Origin of the sequence: Herbaspirillum huttiense (assembly GCF_047300815.1) — a bacterium.
Lineage (GTDB): Bacteria > Pseudomonadota > Gammaproteobacteria > Burkholderiales > Burkholderiaceae_D > Herbaspirillum > Herbaspirillum huttiense_A.
The window spans coordinates 430,867-446,682 of sequence record NZ_CP178609.1 but is presented as its reverse complement, the minus strand read 5'-3'; the positions used below and the strand labels follow the sequence as shown (position 1 = coordinate 446,682).

The following is a 15,816-nucleotide window of genomic DNA, read 5'->3' as shown; positions in this document are numbered from 1 at the left end:
TATTCTAAATGTGTGATAATGATACAAATTGTTTTGAATAACATGATTCAATAATTGTTTGACCCAGATCATGAACCGACCCATCATCAAGCTCCATGTCGCGCCGGCCGATCTCGAAGCCAGATTGCAGGACGCGAAGGGCAATTTTCGTGCGTTGCTAGCGGCTGCCCCTTGGCTCGCAGAACTTTCAAAGCGTGGAGCGTTGATAGCCAAGGAAAATGCAAGCGCCCGAGTAAAGTATGGGAAGCTGAAGGAGCTCACGGACGCGGTGGGCCGTGTGATGGCTGAACATTCGGCTTGTCGTGAGGGGTGCTCCTACTGTTGCCACAAGCCGGTGGCGATGTCCCGTCAAGAGGCGGAAATGATTGCGCAAAGGACAGGTACTCAGTTGACAGTCGGAGGCAGCCGGCGTAAGCCGGCCGAAAACGAGAGCGTAGCGTGCCCTATGCTAGTCGACGGTCGTTGTTCGATTCACGAGTTCAGACCGCTGGTCTGTCGAACGAATTTCAACCTGTCCAACGATGTTTTGCTGTGCGATCCACAAAGAGCTCCTGACGACTTCCAGGTTCCAACGTTAAATATGGATGGGATCTGGATGGCTTATGCGACGATTTTCGGAAGAACTGATCTCGGAGACATCCGGGACTTCTTGTCTCCGGCTGGCAGTCAGACGAAATAACATGCGATGAGAGCTGACGCCAAGCCAAGCCCTAGCAGGTATGTTTTGGTACGGGTGCCCACCTTAAAGCCATGGCGCTGAAGAAAATGCTCAAGCACAGTCCAGCCGTCAAGTGGGGGGAGTGGAATGACGTTGGTCGCGAATAATACGAACGAACCTTTGGCGAGCAAGCCTATCAACCAGACTGGATGAATGTCGTTGATCATCCAGAACAGAATGCCGGTGACCAAAGACATAAGGGGACCGGCCGCAGCGATCGCCGCCCGGCGTGACGAACTTGCACTTTCATATCCCTGGCTCTTGACGAAGCCCCATAGCGGCAGTGCACCGACCTCCACGGGCATGTCCCTGAACTTGAACTTGAGGATTGGCCACGAGCCGACCACGACCTTGTCTGCACGGATGCCCAGCTTGGACATCATATGCAGATGGCCGTACTCGTGGATCGTGAGGATGACTACCAGGAGCGCCCAGAGCGTCACGAGGCTAAGAAGGCTGAGTGCAATGAAGAGTAGGGCGCTCATTTTTGTATGTTTGATATGACAGATAATCGGAGCTTCTTTTTCGATTTTATCCCATAGTGACGATTCAAGTCTGGCAATAGGCCGGCCGCCCAAATCCTGCATTGTTGCAGCGGCCTATGTACGCTAATAGTCCAAGTTCTACATCTCCCTGTGCATAGCTAATTTTTTCAACTTCACAAGGAGTGTATTCATGTTCACAGTACCTGAAGTATTTTCGTACAGATCTCCTTCAGCAGAAGAGGTCGACGTGGGTAGCCGCTTCCTGCTGCAGCAGCTTGCGCAGGAGATGGATTTTCCCTCAGGGAGCTTTCGCCTTGAGTCTCATCCGGTTTTTGGTGCCATCCTTCATGGGCCAAATTGCCAGGTGTCTATCGGCCGGAAAGGAGAAGTCAGCTGGGTAGTGGTCTTCTGCCTCATCTTTGGTGGCGATGAGGCAAGGACATCTCGGGTGCGGACATTCCCGGTCTTAGATCTGCGCCGCAACATCGGCCTCTTGGAGTTCCTGCTGGTTTTCCATCTGACCATCGAAGACGGAAAGCGGCGGCCCGCGACCCAGGATCAGTCCGAGGAGATCAGTTTTCCTTTGGCTCGCTCAGGGCAGCGGTGGTTGGAAGAACCCATGTCGGTTATCGCTACTTGAGGGGACGTCATGAAACTCTCTTCTTCAATTAATCCGCGGGCACCGTTCGCCGAAGCTGTCGCACGTTACCTTTTGCTTAAGCGGACGGTCAAAGTAGCATTTCGGCGCCGCGACCGCGACGGGAAGGCTAATTTGGCGGCTATTTCTCGCCTGTTCGACGCTCAGCGGAAGGCACCCACACCGGAGCACATCCCGGTTGATGTTGCAGTTGCTGGGCAACGTGCACTCGACGACGTCCAGCGCCTCAATGATCATTTGGATGCGGTGCGCAGCGAAGCACATCGCAGTCTAATGACGGCCTTGGGCACACTGGGTGAGTACTTTGGCCGACTTATGGCTGCTGATAGTCACGGTAGGCTTGTAGTCCGGTTTGAACGCTTTTTCAAGAAAGCTGCATTAGAGCGATTTCTCTACGTTGACGGCGTCAATTTGGTGAAAAGTCGATTCCAGGAGATGCTGTTTATGCCAGGAATCGAAGATATGGAGATGCTCAAGGCATGGTCAAAGGTCTTGGGGTACAAGAGCTCAAGGCTTTTTGTGCGAGATCTTCGTGTCGAATACGAGGCGATTCATGGTCTACGCGAGATGTCGGAGCGCGAAGTCCTGAACGGTGTAAGCCGGTTCTGAGCCGACCTATAACAATCGTCTACGACTCTACCGTAAGCGCTGCCGCCCAGGATCTATCCCGGGCGGCATTTTTTTTGCATATACGCCCGAGTGATGCATCTCAAATCGCAATCTAAACCACGGATGTTTTTTTCCGTATATCATTCCCGTAAATTAAAGGAGCAAGTATGCAGGCATCGATCAAAATTGAGATGGGTAACGCGGCTTTCGAGCAGGACCCCGCCGGCGAGCTGGCCCGAATCCTCCGTGACTTGGCTGATAAGCTGGAGGATCGCGGCGTTTCCGTCGGTAACAGCATCAAGCTGTCCGATTTCAACGGCAACACTGTTGGCAGCGCAGAGGTGACCAAATGAAGGTAGGCGCAATGAGCAACTTCGCTAAGGGTTTGGTCATTGGTACCATTCTGTTCGCGGCCGGGGCGAATGCTTCGGAGGTGAATGATGTGGTCTCGATGGTCGCCAATACCAAGCAGTCGACCCAGGCAACCGTGAACGGCTTCGACGCTGACGTCGTCTACGTGGGTAACTTCCAGGGTTGTGATTCGGTCGCAGTGCAGTCCCACGGGAAGCATTTCCAGCATTTCCGCGTGTGCGGTGACCGCGTGCAATCCATCAACGATGTCGCTCCCAAGTGGAACGACGATTCCAGCGGTAAGCGGGTACTGTCGGCCGTTGTGAAAAACGCCATTTTGTATGGCCGCTCGCAGCAACCGGATGAAAGCGGTTACCTGATTTCTGCTCGTACTCTCGGCACTGTCGAGGCTTCGTGCAAGAACATGGAAATCGTTATCAGCTACGATGGCCTCTTGGTTGATCGTGCAATCCGTAAGATCTGCGGCTGACCAATTGCCTTAACCCATACATCCCGCCACGCTTTCGAGCTGGCGGGATTTTTCATTGGCAGAGACAGTACATGGCGAATTTGAATGAGTTGAGCGCAATCGGTATAGACGCCAATAAGTTATCGTTCTTGCTTGCCGAGATCGAACTTGTGAGCTGGTCAGCTGCTGTGCAGCGTAGTAAGCCTTACGCGACGCCCAAACCACCTGAATCGGTGCTGAGCGAGGTACGCGCAGCAATCTTGTCTTGGATGGCTGCCACCCTATTGACACGCTATAGGAGGGGCTGTTCGGAAAAGCGGCATTTGGTCAACCTGCGGCAGCTCATCGCTCTGAGTCGGAAGGTGGGGGCGGAGGTTTTCGAAGGAAGGGGGCTTCGCTACGGCCTGGCGGCCAAGCTGTTAAACACGTGGCTCAAAGGATTATGGTGCTTGGGTTTGATTCCAACGCCACCGCATTGTCCTGTGGATTCAGTGATCCAGCAGCGTATTCCGGGGGGGCACCGGATCTCGTGGACTCAAATGACCACCCAAGACCAATATCTCCAAGTGATTTGCGCCTTACAAAGGGCTGCTGACCGTTCGAGCATGTCATTGGCTGAGTGGGAACTGAGCAATTTTAGCCGGCGCAGGGCAAGTTCATTGAACGTCTCACTATTTCAAAGCAGGTAGTGGCACCGTCATAGCGATTGAACTTGCAGCAGGGTTTGCTCATGGAAGTTTGACATCTCACCGGTGTCTATAACGCCGATCCTCGGCACTTCCAGGAGCAAATTTTGAAAAAAGCGACAAACGACAAGGTCATCGAAATCCTGCAGCGTACGGACGATGGGCATCGTCTAAGCCCTAGTCACCTCACTTTGCTGCAGTTGGCGCTCAACGACAACCTCTCTGATAAAGGTCAGCAGCAGCTGAACCAGCTTCATGATCGTGTAATGGCCGGTGTTTATGTGACACCATGGTTCTGCGGGATCGAGCATCTTATCCAGCGCCATGATGGTTACGTTCTCTTCAAAGGGAAAGTTGTGGAACATTACTCTTTCTCGGACAGCGTTGCCGCAAAAGATGAAGCAATTCGTTTAGTCAATCGCTGCCTCAGCGTGGAAGCACGTGGCTATCCGATTAGCGGACATACAACAAGCAGTGCCAACGCATTTGTGGGTGCACCGGAAGGCAGTAAGTGGCTTGACGCTATGATGTCTTACTATATTTTCATGGTGGTCGACGGTCAGTGCAAAGCGGCCGTCTTTTATCTGCAGGAGAAGCAGCGCACCAAGCGTATGCCGATCAGCGGAGCGATGGCTATACAGCGTAACGGTCCAAACGACTTTGAGATGGAATGCCACCGAGATGTGGTTGATCTCTACCATCAACTTGGTCGTAAGATGCCTGGCGCTCAAATGCGCCATATCAACACCTATGGCATCTTTTGCAACAGCATGCGCGAAATCGGTCTTACGCCGGAACAGTTCGTGGACTTTTCAAATGAGGCACTAGATAGGCTCCGCTCCGATCTAGTTTGACTTTAAACCCCACATTCCGAGAGCTTACCCGCTCTCGGATTTTTCATTCCGCAGACTTGTGGATGAGTGCGAGGAAATTATCCTTGCCTCTGACATGCGCAGGTTGCTGGGCTGAGATGATTCGTACCCAGCGGGCGTGCTCGTTCGACTTCTGACACGTTGATAGCGCAGCATTCTTTGCGGACTTAAGCTCACGGTCGGCCTCATTCGCTTCATCATCTCCCAGCCAGACCGAGAGGCGATGCCACCAGTTCTGGTAATGACAGTTGATCATCGCAAGCTTGTAGCGAGCAAGTACGTTTCGCACTTCGCGTTCCACGTCTGATTGATTGGTCGCGAATGGTTGGTCCATGTTTCCCTTTCTGGCCAGCACAGCGCTCGCCTCTCTCACTCACACACCCGCGTCGAGCGCGGCAGTGTGAGGCCAAGTACGGAACGCCCGGCGAACAGAGGGTCGCTGTCGAAGCATGCGTCTTGATCTCAATGAGGACACTCAACTGCTCTTACTTGAAATCCTTTACAACGGCACGAATCAGAAAGCGATCTCGTAGAACAATCTTGGGTTCTGACCCGCTTGCTTTCGCTTGAACGGTTTCAGAGTGCAAAACGGCAATTGCTGATATGGGCCGAAGCTTGCCGCCTTGGTCGAGTGTGTCGAACATTAAGATGTCTCCCCCTGATATCGTACGCACATAGACGCCGTTACGAAGGGTTCCCATCGCAGCCGGCGGATTTGTTATCTCGACGTTGATACCTTTGTCATTGGGCTTCAAAACATAGGCACGGGCTCCCCATTCCTTTGCTACCGGCTGCGAAGAAGCATCTACGAAGCCTGAAATTACAGAACCTGGAAGCACGTCATCGGCCGACGCTGCTACGGCGTTGCCAGCTAACGTCAATACAAACAAAAATAAAAATTTAAACATGATTATTCTCCTGTGGCCGGCACCCCGCCAGCCTTCTCAATGCCCAAGGCCCGTCGTTGCGGGCCAAGGATGGATCTGTCGTGCACCTGGGCGCGGCGCTGGCTATTCACACAGTAGTGTTTCTCTTTTCATAGCCTAGTGGAGCGTTGCCCTCTCACTTACACAACTGCGTCGAGCGTCACTGCGTCAAGTGCGCTTGTTAAGGAAGCGATCACGAGGTGTGTCGTTGGCCGATCCACCTGGTCGATTTAATACCCGACTCTCGGAGTGCAGCCAGGCAATCATTGCCTCTCGTGTTAGACCGAAGTCTCGCGCAGAGGTCTGCAATTTGGCGTATGCGGCTTTGTCTGTTGGTTCATACTCCGCTAGAAGAGCATATAGTTTTTGACTCCATGATCTATAGGGATGGCGCCGGTATACCAAGAAGGCCACCACCAGAGCAATACCACTAAATAGCCAAACCACATAAGATGAGGTCCTTGGCATGATGCTAAGGCGCTCCACGCCTTCGATCAATCCTGTAAGGCCGAAAAGTATAGCGAGGAATACCACAACCGCTTTGCCAAATGCGGGCCCAAAGCTGGCGTGCGTAGCCATGCGAAAAGCAACCTCAATGTCCCTGAAAATAGACTTCTTTGATCGGCCATGAGCATTGGCCAACTCACCCGCTTTTCCGCCCCTGATCACTGTAAATTTTTTCAAGATCTTTCCTTTCTATTTACGACTGGCGTTGCTGGGCTTTTCGCGCAGCTATGTTTTTGTCCATCAGCTCAAGCATTTTGTCTGACTGTTTTTTTATCCGTTGCATCTCCTGCATTTCGGCTTTTCTTACGCCGAACGGATCGCCGCCAATGTCATGCCAGAATGCCACTCCGACAGCCGCAACCATCGTGATCAGAAGCAAAAGTGATGTAGTGTCCACTTATGGTTTTTCCTTGTCTATTCTGCATTTGCGATATAGGAGCCATCTGCTCGTCGTAGCATCACCTGTTCTCGCGAACGCTCCCCGATGCGTTCCACACTCCACACCTCACGGCTAACGCCCTGTGGTAGGCCAACACTTACCAAGACTTCCTTGGTGTCGTGTGAGATGACGATGCAGCTAAACTTGCTTTCGTCCGAACTTGCACCTGAAGTTAATTCCATGGTCTTGTCAGAAGCTGGACATTCTGCGGTGCCTGCAACGGGGACTTTGAGCGGGCCAACCATCATCTTGTGACCAGGTTCGAACACCAGAGCTGGGATTCGCATCGGAGCGGCATCTGCGATTTTGTGACTTAGGTCCGTCACGACATCGCATCCAGATAAGAGGGATGTTAAGAGCAGTATTATTGAAATATGTTTCACGTATTTGTTTGTGCTTAGTCGAGCGGCTTATAGGCCGCCTTGGCGATGGTATCGTCAGCAAGAGCCTCCGCTAGCTCAGCTTCGAATTTCACTCCCGCGACTGCCTCATGTGCGGACGTACCCCCGATTGAAGCAGCTACGCGGGCAGCCATCGCCTCTTGGATACTCATGCCGACATGCAGAGAAATGGTCATGCCCTGCGGCAGAGCCATAGGTGCCAAAATACAAGAGACGCCCACGGCCTCTAAAGCACGCCTGGCGTCCTGCAGAATGCGTACGGCGGCGTCGTTGGCTAAGATGTTTGGTTCGCTCATAATTCCTTTTTCTGGCCAGCACCACGCTGCCCGTTTCACTGCCGCGGTCCGTCGAGGCGGGCTGTGGGAAGTTTTGTCATGCGCCTTGTGACCGTGTAGGTTACTTTCGATCAGTGGACTTGCAGACCCTTCCCTGTCAGCTGGATGCTGCTACCGTCAGCATAACGATACAGCGTAATGTTCTTATCGGTGTCTTGCTCGACAGCGATAGCGTTACCCTCAGCCCACCGTCGTTTTTGCTCTTCACTTGCCGTTTGCGACAGAATTTCAAATGCTTTGCTCATCGCTTTGTCCTTTTCCGGCGTAGCCGGCTTTTCCTGTACTTTAAAACGGCTCTCGATTCGACCGAAACGAGCTGGTGGGCTGGGCTGGCCATTTACCTCGAAACGCCACTGACATCATCACGGGTAAAGTGTCCCGGAGATAGCTTTGCGCGAACATCATTCCTAACGCAACCAGCGCGCAGAACGCCCAAAGCGCACCAGTTACGAACAGCGTTACGAACGCTACCAAGTAGCACCCGGCTCCGACCGCAGCCAGATCGGTAGCCTCGGTGGTCGTGTAAGAGCTGAGTCTTGTGAAATATCCCATGCATCATTCCTATCGCTTCTCGGCGATGATCTTGACCAGATCTGCTGCATCGTAGAGGCCAAAATGCACCGCTATAGCATAGAGATCACGCACCTGGTCATTGGTGCTGTCCTGTCGTTGGGCCTGCGCCGGGATCAGCTTCAGCAATTCTTGTATCTTGTTAGTCATGGATCTTGTCGCGCTTTGGCTCTTTGATTTTACGTATGGCCGCTTCCACTGCCTCAGTCCCTACCCGACGCGCCTTTTCCTCGATATCGGGATAAGTCCGCATCGCTAATCGACCAGTCCGCCGTTGCTCTGGTGGCAACGGCTTCCGGCCCGGGCGCTTATTTTCGGTTTTGGTATCCATGGGTATTAATGTACACCATCAATAAGAACTTTAAAACAATCTATGTGCAACAATAACCGTCGGAGCTGCGTAGTATGACGTTCAACATCAGATGATTACGGAAGAGGCGGTGGAATAGAATGGTGATGGCCAAGTACATTTTGAACGGCACTGCTCGCTCGGTAGCCGAATTGTGGTGATTGGACTTTATAAATTGCCCAGGCCACAGCACGATAACTTCAGCGAATGGCGTGCGTAACGTCGATTTGCCATAGAGGCTTAAAATGTCATCAAACATTTATCACCAGATCACTGTTATTGGAGTTAACAGCGAAGCGGGACCGCAAGAGATTGAGGAAGCGCATGAATACGCTGTTACGCTGTTTGAATAAGGGCTCGTAAGCGAGCTGACTCCAGTCGGCCATAACTTCATCCAGAGCTTCTGTGTTTTCCCGACCGGCTCAAGCGAGGGGAGGGGCCCGCAACTGGCCCACGCCAGAGCAATTCTGCACTTTTGCGAATGGCTGAAAGGACAGAACCTGGAGTTTGTTGCTATCAGCTGGCGGGAGCGAGAGATGCCAATTGTGACGTACACCCAGGACGGGCCCTTTGTGTAATACAGCTGAATCTTCAATCGACAAGTGGGCCTTCACGAGTTGCGCCCCTAAGCATCATGGAGAGATGATGGAGCAACGTGTATTTGAGATTCTGAGAGTAGCTGTCAACATCGCGCGATATGAGGAGGTTAGGCGGCTCTCAGTGCTGCAAGCGCGCCTAGCTGACCGATTTCCAGGTGAAGAAATTCACTGCCAGGCGGCCATTGCGGCGTGGGCGAATTCTCTGGTGGAACGCCATCCGAACGGCCCACCCCGGCTCTAGGTTCGGTAGCCCAAATGGATGTGTTTTGCCGGCCAGGCGGATTTGGCAAAGGCGTACTGTGTGCTGGTCTCCTCACGGGGATCTGCATCATGTCACTGGCCGAGCCTACTTATGTGGTCCCTGCAGGTGGCGCCGAGTCTCCGGCAGCGCCTTCGAACCGATCCGCTGTCGCGCTCGCTGTTGCTCTTTTTGGCACGGCAAAGGCGATTCCTATTAGCGTAAGCACAACGGCGAAGGGGCAGCTAGTCCTTCTTGCGGTCGAACAGGCAGTCTGCACGGTGGAGATACGCCGATTTCGCTTAGAAACCTTAGCTATGCAGCCACAATGCCAAGATAGCGCTTCGATTATGCCGCAACCGGCCGGACTGCTACGACCTCGTGAAAGTGGCCAGTAACGGCTCGACTCATAGCGCCGTCCAAGGTCTAAAGGGCACGTGTAGCGGAAGTCTCAGTTCAGTGGCCGCGGTGCTCGGTGCCTGTAGCGAGAACTATGGGTTTTGGGCCCTGATCGGCATCTTATCTTTAGGCAGACGAGGTGGTGCCAAGAGAAGTCTCTTGCGCTCCAGGTCTTTGATAACAATCGGCTCCATCATGCACATGCGGTGCAGGTCTTCCAGCAGAGAGCTGTTGATATGTACTGATCCGCCTGCGGCTGTGGCCGTGCGGGCATAGTGGGCTGCCTTCAGGATCATTCTCTGCAGCCGCCGGATTTCTCCCAAAAGAGCCCACATTTCGGGATCTTTGCTTTCTCGAACTTTCTGGCGTATTTCTTCCAGGTAATCCATTGTCAGTGGCGGAGCGTCTCCCAGCTTAGCCATGATATCCTCCCGTCTGCGCCTGTATGGATATACAGTATATCTGGAAATCTGAAATCCCATCGGAACGCTACCAGGGTCAGGGTTTGGAATGTAGGTGCGTGGCGAACATCTCCGTGTTGCATTGCTAACTTCAATCAACACAAGGAACTATATGAACCGAGTACGAATTTATCGGAACAGCCTCGAATGCGGAGAGTATTCGAGCGTGCGTAATGCAGCCATGGCGGCGAGTGATTTTCTTGCCAAACTTCCACATGGACATCAGGCCACGTTCGCTATCCGGGAGATTGCGAGTGGAGCCTTGGTGGCGGCCGTCACCAATCGGCGCATTGTTGCGACCGTCATTAAGCAACGTTGGGAAGACGGAGCGCCGCTGGAAACTCCACCACAGTATGTTGGTGAGGAGCAGATCGATGTCACAGAGGAGGTACTATTGGTCCCTCCAAACGACTTCGCACAGATCAAGGACGGCAGTGAGATGTCCGATTCACTTCTGCACCCGATCATTAATTGGTCAGGGCCAACGGAGGTGTTCTTGGAGCAGTCGATTTGCGCTTTCTTTGGCGTGGAGGCTGTCGCAGAGGTGACTCCTTCCGCCTTGGCCTTCATGATCAGCTCCAAAATGATCAATCGGCGCCAGATATCCAACGTACAACTTTCGCTCAAATTCGAGATGGCGGCGGCAGCGGACTATTCGGATCGTACCCTGGAGACACTTCTCGATATTCAGGTGGCCAGTCGCGTTCCCGGGATTCGAATCCGCGCTGTAGAAGTAGATTGGCCTCCCGCGTTCTAAAGTTCTTGAGGAATCTGCCACTTCATAGCTGGCCGCAATCACCCATCCCGCAAGTGCTATAAGCACCTGCGGGATTTTTATTTTCCGGCGAAGCAAATACAGGCGGATGTGCTGCATCACAATCGGTTATCAACGCCATCTTGGCATTTTAATTGGAGTCAATTATGCAGTCGATTCACGCCCAAACTATTACTGTCGAATCTGATCAAGATTGGACTGCTGATCCAGAGATGATCTCTGTGGTGTTCAGTCCGGATCTTCTCAAAGTCGCCTCCGACTGTTTCAAGCTGATGAGAGCCGCGAAGGCCGATTATGTGAGTGGCCGCTGGCTGACCAATTACGAACTCTACGAAAGCGCAGCGAATCTCGATGCCGCTGAACTGGTCGGGAAGTCCACTGTGGTGGGTGACGACGGTGTGGAGTATGTGTCCTTCAAGCCCAGCTATATCTTGCATGACTCCGAGGTTAAGCTCCACTCCGATGGAGTGGTGGAGGTCGTTCTGAAGTTCAAAAACAGCGGCCACCAGATCTGGTTTAGTTTCGACAATCTCAGCCCCATCCGTGAGATCGCAGATTCGCTAGCAGCGTCCTGACGTTGCATTTTTATCCATTTTTAGGAGGTTTTAATAATGGCAGGTTCGTCCTCTATCAAGTACTGGGAAGCTGCATGCCTGACCTGCGGGACTGTCAGGGTGAAACAAAAGACGAAGCCAACGTCCTGCAAAGAGCAGATGCGCACCGGCCCGCGGTCGCTGCGCCTCTGTGGCAATCGACTCAAGGATGTCGTCGACATTACCGCGAAGGTAGAAGCGGCGTTGTTGCGTGATTCCCGGTTGCAGGAGACGGCGAAGTGATAGCAATCAAGATCACCGGCCCGTCGCTCGGTTCAACGGAGGAGGCCGCGGATACTTTTGCCGGCCTGGAAGCGGTAGGTGGATTCATGTTCGCCTTCATCACCCGCGATAACCGCATCGTCAGCTTCACTGCAGACGTTCCTGGCGAACTCCCCCGTGGTGCTGAGCGTGTTACGGTATCCCTCCCGCCTTAACCCAGAGACAGCCTCGCTCGTAGCCCCCGACATCACGTTGGGGGCTTTTTTTTGGTTCTAATCCAATGTTGGGCATCCCTCTAGGCAAATTCTTCGGCCGTATGGCCCTTTACTTTCCTATGGAGATCAACATGCAACAATTCGCCCTGAACCGTGTTTCAAACCTGTCTATCCTGAGCCCGGAAACAATCATCGCAATCAACGACGCAAGCCTTTCTGACCAGTTGAAGGCGCTGCCCAAAGTAGAGCTTGTGAGCCCATCGATCAGCACCGTCTACTACCTGAATGACGATGGCAGTCAGTCGCGGCACGTTCTGACGATCGAAAGCGCACTTCCGCAGAAGATCGAGACCGTGATGCAGGTGGTCGTCACTGACTCGCATGTGATCGTGGCTGGAACATCGTATGACGATTCGGCCGAGAATCCGATTACTGACTGCGATGGCAATGGCGCTATCTATCATCGTGGCCGCCGAGCCGCCTCCGACGTCGAACGCCGTGACTTCAACAAGGTGTACGGACTGGACGAACACGGTGAAAAGGACGTAGGACTCTCCGTGGTGGTTGCGGAGTGGATTCGTGGCGCTTCCGATGCAATCCGGTCAAAGCGCAATCTGATCTCGGCGCTTTGCAATGTCCTCCGAAAGAAGAAGGGCCGTGCAACTTGGAATTCGGTGCTTTTGGAAGTGGCAAACGCAATCAACCGTGGCGGTCCTGGCTTCGCGCTCTCCCAGTTTTGCTACGAGATATTTGACGAATCGGTACCGCACAAGGTGCATGCGCGGTATCAGCACCTGGTGGAAGAGCTTGAACAAATTCTTTCTGTAGAAGCGGCCGAGGAAGCCTGGAACCGTCTGGCGATGAAAGGCGAGGTCGGTGAGAAGTATGCGGTTCCGCTGGACATCTATGAACACGGTCTGCTGGCCTATCGACTTGCTGGTACCGGTGTACGGGATCAGTTCGATACAACCTCAAACGGTGCAGTCTGGGTTCCCGACGCAGAAGCGATGTCCAACATCATGGCTGCGGCCACGTATAAGTTGGGCGACTCGATAACTGAAGAAGCGATCGAGAAGGCTGTCGTTGCTTATGCAAAACCGCTGATTGAGGACTATGAAAATTTTGTGAACGGCAACTCCTACGGTGTTCTGGCCTATGCGATAGACCGGCGTACCGGCGAAGTAACTCACCAGGAGGCGGAGTGGGGTCTGATCGGAACTGAAAGCGCGGAAGAGATCTGTCAGCAGACGCTCTTGGAACTTACTTTCGAACTGATCAAGTCGGTCCACTGATCAGTACCCAGAGTGCTAACTCGATGTCCAGGATTCTCATCCTGGACATTTTTTTTTTGCGTATCGATCGATGCGATACATCACGGGAGGTAGATAACATTCTTTTTACTGGAGATTAATCATGAATATTCATTTGGCAGCTGCAGCATACGCTTCGTATTGCTTCGATGGAATGGTAGTTCTCACGAAGGAGGGATGGGAACCTGCGAATTTGGGTTGGCAACGCTCCATCATGGTCCTTAGCGAAAGTCCGGTCGCTGATGATCGACTAGAGCGCGGTGTGTTCTTGGTTCAGGAGTGTGCGGGCGTCGTCACTGCCATACTCAGCTTGGTAGGCAGAACGGTCGGCTCGCTACCGAGCGACTGGCGAGAGGCCGCAATGTGCGTTCACCAGCGCCCTGACGGCTCCAAAGTCGAAATACCCAAGCTGGCACGACGGCACGCGCTTCTGCACAATGCCCTGAACGATGAAGCAGACTCGACGAAGAAGGCCGCGATGTTGCGAGAGTGCGATGCGCTTGGAAAAGCGCTGCTCACCGAATATGGCTTCACAGCTGAACAACTCGGAGCGAATGCACTCGACGTGGATCTGGAGACTTTCGTCAAATTCGTGAAAAACGGATTCTACCGTAGTGACTTCGCCGTACCATTCTCGGTTTTGGCTGCGGATCGCGAGGCAAATATGCGGATTCCTTGGGCTTTGGCCACTTAACCATAAAAACCCCGCTCTGGTCTTATCCGGAGCGGGGTTTGTTCGTATAGTCGCATGTGGAACATCTCAGCTTGCAATGGATTCGCACCCTGTTGCACTTTTACCTATAGGAGATTTCCGCATGACAACCGCTATCGCTAATGAAAACTATCCCACCACACAGGACGGCTTCGTCCGCGCCCGAGTACCGGTAGACCGGGCTCTCATCAAATCGAAGAAGTTGGTGCAACTGATCGAGGGCATTGAAGGCCTGAAGGTTTCCGATGGTCGTTCGATCTGGGAGCTGCTGGTGGACGCTGGCGCCGATTCCGAGACCCTTCTGTACCGGGACAAGGACGACGACAACGATACTCGCCAAGCAGCGCTGCAATTCCGTGTGAACATTCCGAATGTCGACGGTTTTTTGGTCATCGAAGAGAGTCCGACCGAGCAAAGTTTCGTTTTGCTCTTCCAGAACGTCAACAGCAACCGCTCGGTACAGGTGGGTCGAGCACTTCTGTCCACTCTTGGCCAGCAGCTCGAAAACTTGGTCCTGCACGATCAGCGGCGCTGCACCCCGGAGACGGTTCGTACCATCATCCGCTAACTGCTGTATCCCTAATCCTCACTGTCACGACAGTGAGGATTTTCTTCTTTCTGCCCCAAGAAAAGGCCTTGCCGATAATAGGTAAAGCCGGGTGGTTGATAGAGCGCTTGGACGACAGATCACCGTCAACCTCCGCATATTGACTGGAGCTCGACATTTCCGATTACAACTAACCTTTGGGAGTCGGTCATGAAGAGTTTTGTAATTCCGAAAGCAGGTCGTTTGGTTTTTCGGCAACTTGCCGCAGGTTGCAGTCTATTTCTTGGGTGCCTGGATCTACCGGGCTGCGACATCGAGGAGGGCGCAGGCTATTTCTTGTACATCTCGGGAGACCGCCTTGCGCTCGTTCCGGGCGCAATCAACAAGCTACCAGATGCGCTTAAAGGCATGGGGCTTTCCTCATACGTTAAAGCTGCAATATGGAGAGAATCGGTCGAACACGGCCTGGTTATGGCGAGATTCATCTGTGCCGGCAGTCGCTGGATGGCTTTTGGTGTTTCGCAGCGCCAGTTGCTGGGAGGTCAGGACGTGCACACCTGGTTTGACATTTGCGACGGCCGGGCAACTTCAATAGCTGCACCTTTTGATGCCGTGGGTATGGCCTGCACACAGGTTGTACAGCAGCATGCGGTCTGGCCGAGCGGCGATGGATCTTTCACAACCTTGCCGGTAGTGGAAAGGGCATGGCGCGACATCTACACCAAGAAGTCACACCTCCTCGCCGACGTTGGCGACGGTATTCTGTCAATAGAATCCGCGACTACTCTGCTGAAGGCTGATCCACAAGCAGCGCATTTGGGACTTTGGAGTGGCCTTTCTCGGGACCGGGATTACTGTGCTTATCTTTCTTGCCTGAGGAAATTGGGTGGTCTGGATCGCCCCGAGATGATGACGGCGGATGAACTGACCAGATATGAGAAGTTATCTTCTGAAGCTATCCGTATGTCACTTGAAGTTTAACCCTGAAAACCCACCGGCCATGCTGGTGGGTTTTTTTGTCATCATCGTTTGGCCGTTACGGTCATTCTGTAGTTTTGCATGCTCTTCACATACGTTCGAAGCGAACTAATCGTGTGACGATCCCATAGGTTCTCAATTCTTTGTCGTTCAAAGTTGATCACATACTGCAAGCCGGCGAGGAAGCGCAACGGCGCAGGAGCCGATACGTTGATCTTGGCCCCAGGCATATGCGACAGGATGATTTTCTGGATCGTTGGCGAGCTTATTAACTTTTGATTCGGTGAAGTTAAGACGATAGTGTTGACTCCCGCGCTAACGCAGTCGCGCAGCAGCGTCTCGAAGCAATAACTTTGGAATCGGAGTTGATCAACTTTGCTGATATCTGCGTG

General features: G+C 53.0%; 24 protein-coding genes. 15 read left to right on the top strand and 9 right to left on the bottom strand.

Annotation, left to right across the window (positions count from 1 at the left end; all coding sequences use genetic code 11):
- The first annotated feature begins 70 nt into the window (after positions 1–70).
- Positions 71–679, top strand: coding sequence for a YkgJ family cysteine cluster protein (locus tag ACLRDN_RS27475; RefSeq protein WP_413460578.1), 609 nt, complete (start codon positions 71–73; stop codon positions 677–679).
- Here the strand turns inward: ACLRDN_RS27475 and ACLRDN_RS27470 are convergent.
- Positions 667–1,203 carry a site-2 protease family protein gene (locus tag ACLRDN_RS27470; protein WP_413460577.1) on the bottom strand — a complete coding sequence of 179 codons (537 nt, stop codon included), beginning with the start codon at positions 1,201–1,203 and terminating at the stop codon, positions 667–669. The two genes, ACLRDN_RS27475 and ACLRDN_RS27470, sit on opposite strands and share 13 nt — an antisense overlap.
- A 190-nt stretch (positions 1,204–1,393) precedes the next feature.
- Between ACLRDN_RS27470 and ACLRDN_RS27465 the strand changes: the two genes are divergently transcribed.
- The 6 genes from ACLRDN_RS27465 to ACLRDN_RS27440 all read left to right on the top strand — a co-directional run bounded on the left by ACLRDN_RS27465 (position 1,394) and on the right by ACLRDN_RS27440 (position 4,830).
- On the top strand, positions 1,394–1,843 hold the full coding sequence (locus ACLRDN_RS27465) for a hypothetical protein (protein WP_413460576.1): 450 nt from the start codon (positions 1,394–1,396) through the stop codon (positions 1,841–1,843).
- 9 nt (positions 1,844–1,852) lie between these two features.
- The gene (locus ACLRDN_RS27460) at positions 1,853–2,470 is read left to right on the top strand and encodes a hypothetical protein (RefSeq protein WP_413460575.1); all 618 of its coding nucleotides are present in this window, start codon (positions 1,853–1,855) and stop codon (positions 2,468–2,470) included.
- 167 nt (positions 2,471–2,637) lie between these two features.
- On the top strand, positions 2,638–2,823 hold the full coding sequence (locus ACLRDN_RS27455; protein ID WP_413460574.1) for a hypothetical protein: 186 nt from the start codon (positions 2,638–2,640) through the stop codon (positions 2,821–2,823).
- A gap of 11 nt (positions 2,824–2,834) precedes the next feature.
- Entirely contained in the window at positions 2,835–3,311 is a 477-nt protein-coding gene (locus ACLRDN_RS27450; RefSeq protein ID WP_413460573.1) for a hypothetical protein, read from the top strand.
- A gap of 71 nt (positions 3,312–3,382) precedes the next feature.
- Positions 3,383–3,979, top strand: a complete 597-nt coding sequence (locus tag ACLRDN_RS27445) for a hypothetical protein (RefSeq protein WP_413460572.1) — start codon at positions 3,383–3,385, stop codon at positions 3,977–3,979.
- Between the two features lie 104 nt (positions 3,980–4,083).
- Positions 4,084–4,830: a hypothetical protein gene (locus tag ACLRDN_RS27440; RefSeq protein ID WP_413460571.1), complete on the top strand. Its 747-nt coding sequence runs from the start codon at positions 4,084–4,086 to the stop codon at positions 4,828–4,830.
- 43 nt (positions 4,831–4,873) lie between these two features.
- Here the strand turns inward: ACLRDN_RS27440 and ACLRDN_RS27435 are convergent, their stop codons facing one another.
- From ACLRDN_RS27435 to ACLRDN_RS27400, 8 genes are all read right to left on the bottom strand, one after another.
- The gene (locus ACLRDN_RS27435) at positions 4,874–5,182 is read right to left on the bottom strand and encodes a hypothetical protein (protein ID WP_413460570.1); all 309 of its coding nucleotides are present in this window, start codon (positions 5,180–5,182) and stop codon (positions 4,874–4,876) included.
- Between the two features lie 151 nt (positions 5,183–5,333).
- Positions 5,334–5,756 (bottom strand): hypothetical protein, encoded by a 423-nt coding sequence (locus ACLRDN_RS27430; protein ID WP_413460569.1) that lies wholly within the window; start codon positions 5,754–5,756, stop codon positions 5,334–5,336.
- A gap of 186 nt (positions 5,757–5,942) precedes the next feature.
- Entirely contained in the window at positions 5,943–6,458 is a 516-nt protein-coding gene (locus ACLRDN_RS27425; RefSeq protein WP_413460568.1) for a hypothetical protein, read from the bottom strand.
- Between the two features lie 16 nt (positions 6,459–6,474).
- Positions 6,475–6,678 carry a hypothetical protein gene (locus tag ACLRDN_RS27420; RefSeq protein WP_413460567.1) on the bottom strand — a complete coding sequence of 68 codons (204 nt, stop codon included), beginning with the start codon at positions 6,676–6,678 and terminating at the stop codon, positions 6,475–6,477.
- Between the two features lie 439 nt (positions 6,679–7,117).
- Positions 7,118–7,417, bottom strand: a complete 300-nt coding sequence (locus ACLRDN_RS27415) for a hypothetical protein (protein ID WP_413460566.1) — start codon at positions 7,415–7,417, stop codon at positions 7,118–7,120.
- Between the two features lie 110 nt (positions 7,418–7,527).
- Entirely contained in the window at positions 7,528–7,701 is a 174-nt protein-coding gene (locus ACLRDN_RS27410; RefSeq protein WP_413460565.1) for a hypothetical protein, read from the bottom strand.
- Positions 7,702–8,017: 316 nt separating this feature from the next.
- Positions 8,018–8,176, bottom strand: coding sequence for a hypothetical protein (locus ACLRDN_RS27405; protein WP_413460564.1), 159 nt, complete (start codon positions 8,174–8,176; stop codon positions 8,018–8,020).
- A gap of 1,527 nt (positions 8,177–9,703) precedes the next feature.
- Positions 9,704–10,033, bottom strand: coding sequence for a hypothetical protein (locus tag ACLRDN_RS27400; RefSeq protein WP_413460563.1), 330 nt, complete (start codon positions 10,031–10,033; stop codon positions 9,704–9,706).
- A 151-nt stretch (positions 10,034–10,184) separates the two neighbouring features.
- Between ACLRDN_RS27400 and ACLRDN_RS27395 the strand changes: the two genes are divergently transcribed.
- The 8 genes from ACLRDN_RS27395 to ACLRDN_RS27360 all read left to right on the top strand — a co-directional run bounded on the left by ACLRDN_RS27395 (position 10,185) and on the right by ACLRDN_RS27360 (position 15,427).
- Positions 10,185–10,829, top strand: a complete 645-nt coding sequence (locus ACLRDN_RS27395; protein WP_413460562.1) for a hypothetical protein — start codon at positions 10,185–10,187, stop codon at positions 10,827–10,829.
- 164 nt (positions 10,830–10,993) lie between these two features.
- The gene (locus tag ACLRDN_RS27390) at positions 10,994–11,422 is read left to right on the top strand and encodes a hypothetical protein (RefSeq protein WP_413460561.1); all 429 of its coding nucleotides are present in this window, start codon (positions 10,994–10,996) and stop codon (positions 11,420–11,422) included.
- Positions 11,423–11,458: 36 nt separating this feature from the next.
- Entirely contained in the window at positions 11,459–11,683 is a 225-nt protein-coding gene (locus ACLRDN_RS27385) for a hypothetical protein (protein ID WP_413460560.1), read from the top strand.
- Positions 11,680–11,877, top strand: coding sequence for a hypothetical protein (locus ACLRDN_RS27380; protein WP_413460559.1), 198 nt, complete (start codon positions 11,680–11,682; stop codon positions 11,875–11,877). Before ACLRDN_RS27385 ends, ACLRDN_RS27380 begins: the two co-directional genes overlap by 4 nt.
- Positions 11,878–12,008: 131 nt before the next feature.
- Positions 12,009–13,169, top strand: coding sequence for a hypothetical protein (locus ACLRDN_RS27375; RefSeq protein ID WP_413460558.1), 1,161 nt, complete (start codon positions 12,009–12,011; stop codon positions 13,167–13,169).
- Between the two features lie 121 nt (positions 13,170–13,290).
- Complete coding sequence (locus ACLRDN_RS27370) at positions 13,291–13,881, top strand: hypothetical protein (protein WP_413460557.1); 591 nt, start codon at positions 13,291–13,293, stop codon at positions 13,879–13,881.
- A gap of 121 nt (positions 13,882–14,002) precedes the next feature.
- Positions 14,003–14,467, top strand: coding sequence for a hypothetical protein (locus tag ACLRDN_RS27365; protein WP_413460556.1), 465 nt, complete (start codon positions 14,003–14,005; stop codon positions 14,465–14,467).
- Positions 14,468–14,656: 189 nt separating this feature from the next.
- Positions 14,657–15,427, top strand: a complete 771-nt coding sequence (locus ACLRDN_RS27360) for a hypothetical protein (RefSeq protein WP_413460555.1) — start codon at positions 14,657–14,659, stop codon at positions 15,425–15,427.
- Positions 15,428–15,816 lie beyond the last annotated feature (389 nt).

Coding starts and splice junctions, on each gene's coding strand:
- ACLRDN_RS27455 (WP_413460574.1), top strand. CDS start 2,638: ATGCAGGCATCGATCAAAATTGAGATGGGTAACGCGGCTTTCGAGCAG.
- ACLRDN_RS27400 (WP_413460563.1), bottom strand. CDS start 10,033: ATGGCTAAGCTGGGAGACGCTCCGCCACTGACAATGGATTACCTGGAA.
- ACLRDN_RS27370 (WP_413460557.1), top strand. CDS start 13,291: ATGAATATTCATTTGGCAGCTGCAGCATACGCTTCGTATTGCTTCGAT.
- ACLRDN_RS27465 (WP_413460576.1), top strand. CDS start 1,394: ATGTTCACAGTACCTGAAGTATTTTCGTACAGATCTCCTTCAGCAGAA.
- ACLRDN_RS27430 (WP_413460569.1), bottom strand. CDS start 5,756: ATGTTTAAATTTTTATTTTTGTTTGTATTGACGTTAGCTGGCAACGCC.
- ACLRDN_RS27405 (WP_413460564.1), bottom strand. CDS start 8,176: ATGACTAACAAGATACAAGAATTGCTGAAGCTGATCCCGGCGCAGGCC.
- ACLRDN_RS27375 (WP_413460558.1), top strand. CDS start 12,009: ATGCAACAATTCGCCCTGAACCGTGTTTCAAACCTGTCTATCCTGAGC.
- ACLRDN_RS27435 (WP_413460570.1), bottom strand. CDS start 5,182: ATGGACCAACCATTCGCGACCAATCAATCAGACGTGGAACGCGAAGTG.
- ACLRDN_RS27475 (WP_413460578.1), top strand. CDS start 71: ATGAACCGACCCATCATCAAGCTCCATGTCGCGCCGGCCGATCTCGAA.
- ACLRDN_RS27390 (WP_413460561.1), top strand. CDS start 10,994: ATGCAGTCGATTCACGCCCAAACTATTACTGTCGAATCTGATCAAGAT.
- ACLRDN_RS27415 (WP_413460566.1), bottom strand. CDS start 7,417: ATGAGCGAACCAAACATCTTAGCCAACGACGCCGCCGTACGCATTCTG.
- ACLRDN_RS27365 (WP_413460556.1), top strand. CDS start 14,003: ATGACAACCGCTATCGCTAATGAAAACTATCCCACCACACAGGACGGC.
- ACLRDN_RS27470 (WP_413460577.1), bottom strand. CDS start 1,203: ATGAGCGCCCTACTCTTCATTGCACTCAGCCTTCTTAGCCTCGTGACG.
- ACLRDN_RS27385 (WP_413460560.1), top strand. CDS start 11,459: ATGGCAGGTTCGTCCTCTATCAAGTACTGGGAAGCTGCATGCCTGACC.
- ACLRDN_RS27360 (WP_413460555.1), top strand. CDS start 14,657: ATGAAGAGTTTTGTAATTCCGAAAGCAGGTCGTTTGGTTTTTCGGCAA.
- ACLRDN_RS27410 (WP_413460565.1), bottom strand. CDS start 7,701: ATGAGCAAAGCATTTGAAATTCTGTCGCAAACGGCAAGTGAAGAGCAA.
- ACLRDN_RS27395 (WP_413460562.1), top strand. CDS start 10,185: ATGAACCGAGTACGAATTTATCGGAACAGCCTCGAATGCGGAGAGTAT.
- ACLRDN_RS27460 (WP_413460575.1), top strand. CDS start 1,853: ATGAAACTCTCTTCTTCAATTAATCCGCGGGCACCGTTCGCCGAAGCT.
- ACLRDN_RS27450 (WP_413460573.1), top strand. CDS start 2,835: ATGAGCAACTTCGCTAAGGGTTTGGTCATTGGTACCATTCTGTTCGCG.
- ACLRDN_RS27445 (WP_413460572.1), top strand. CDS start 3,383: ATGGCGAATTTGAATGAGTTGAGCGCAATCGGTATAGACGCCAATAAG.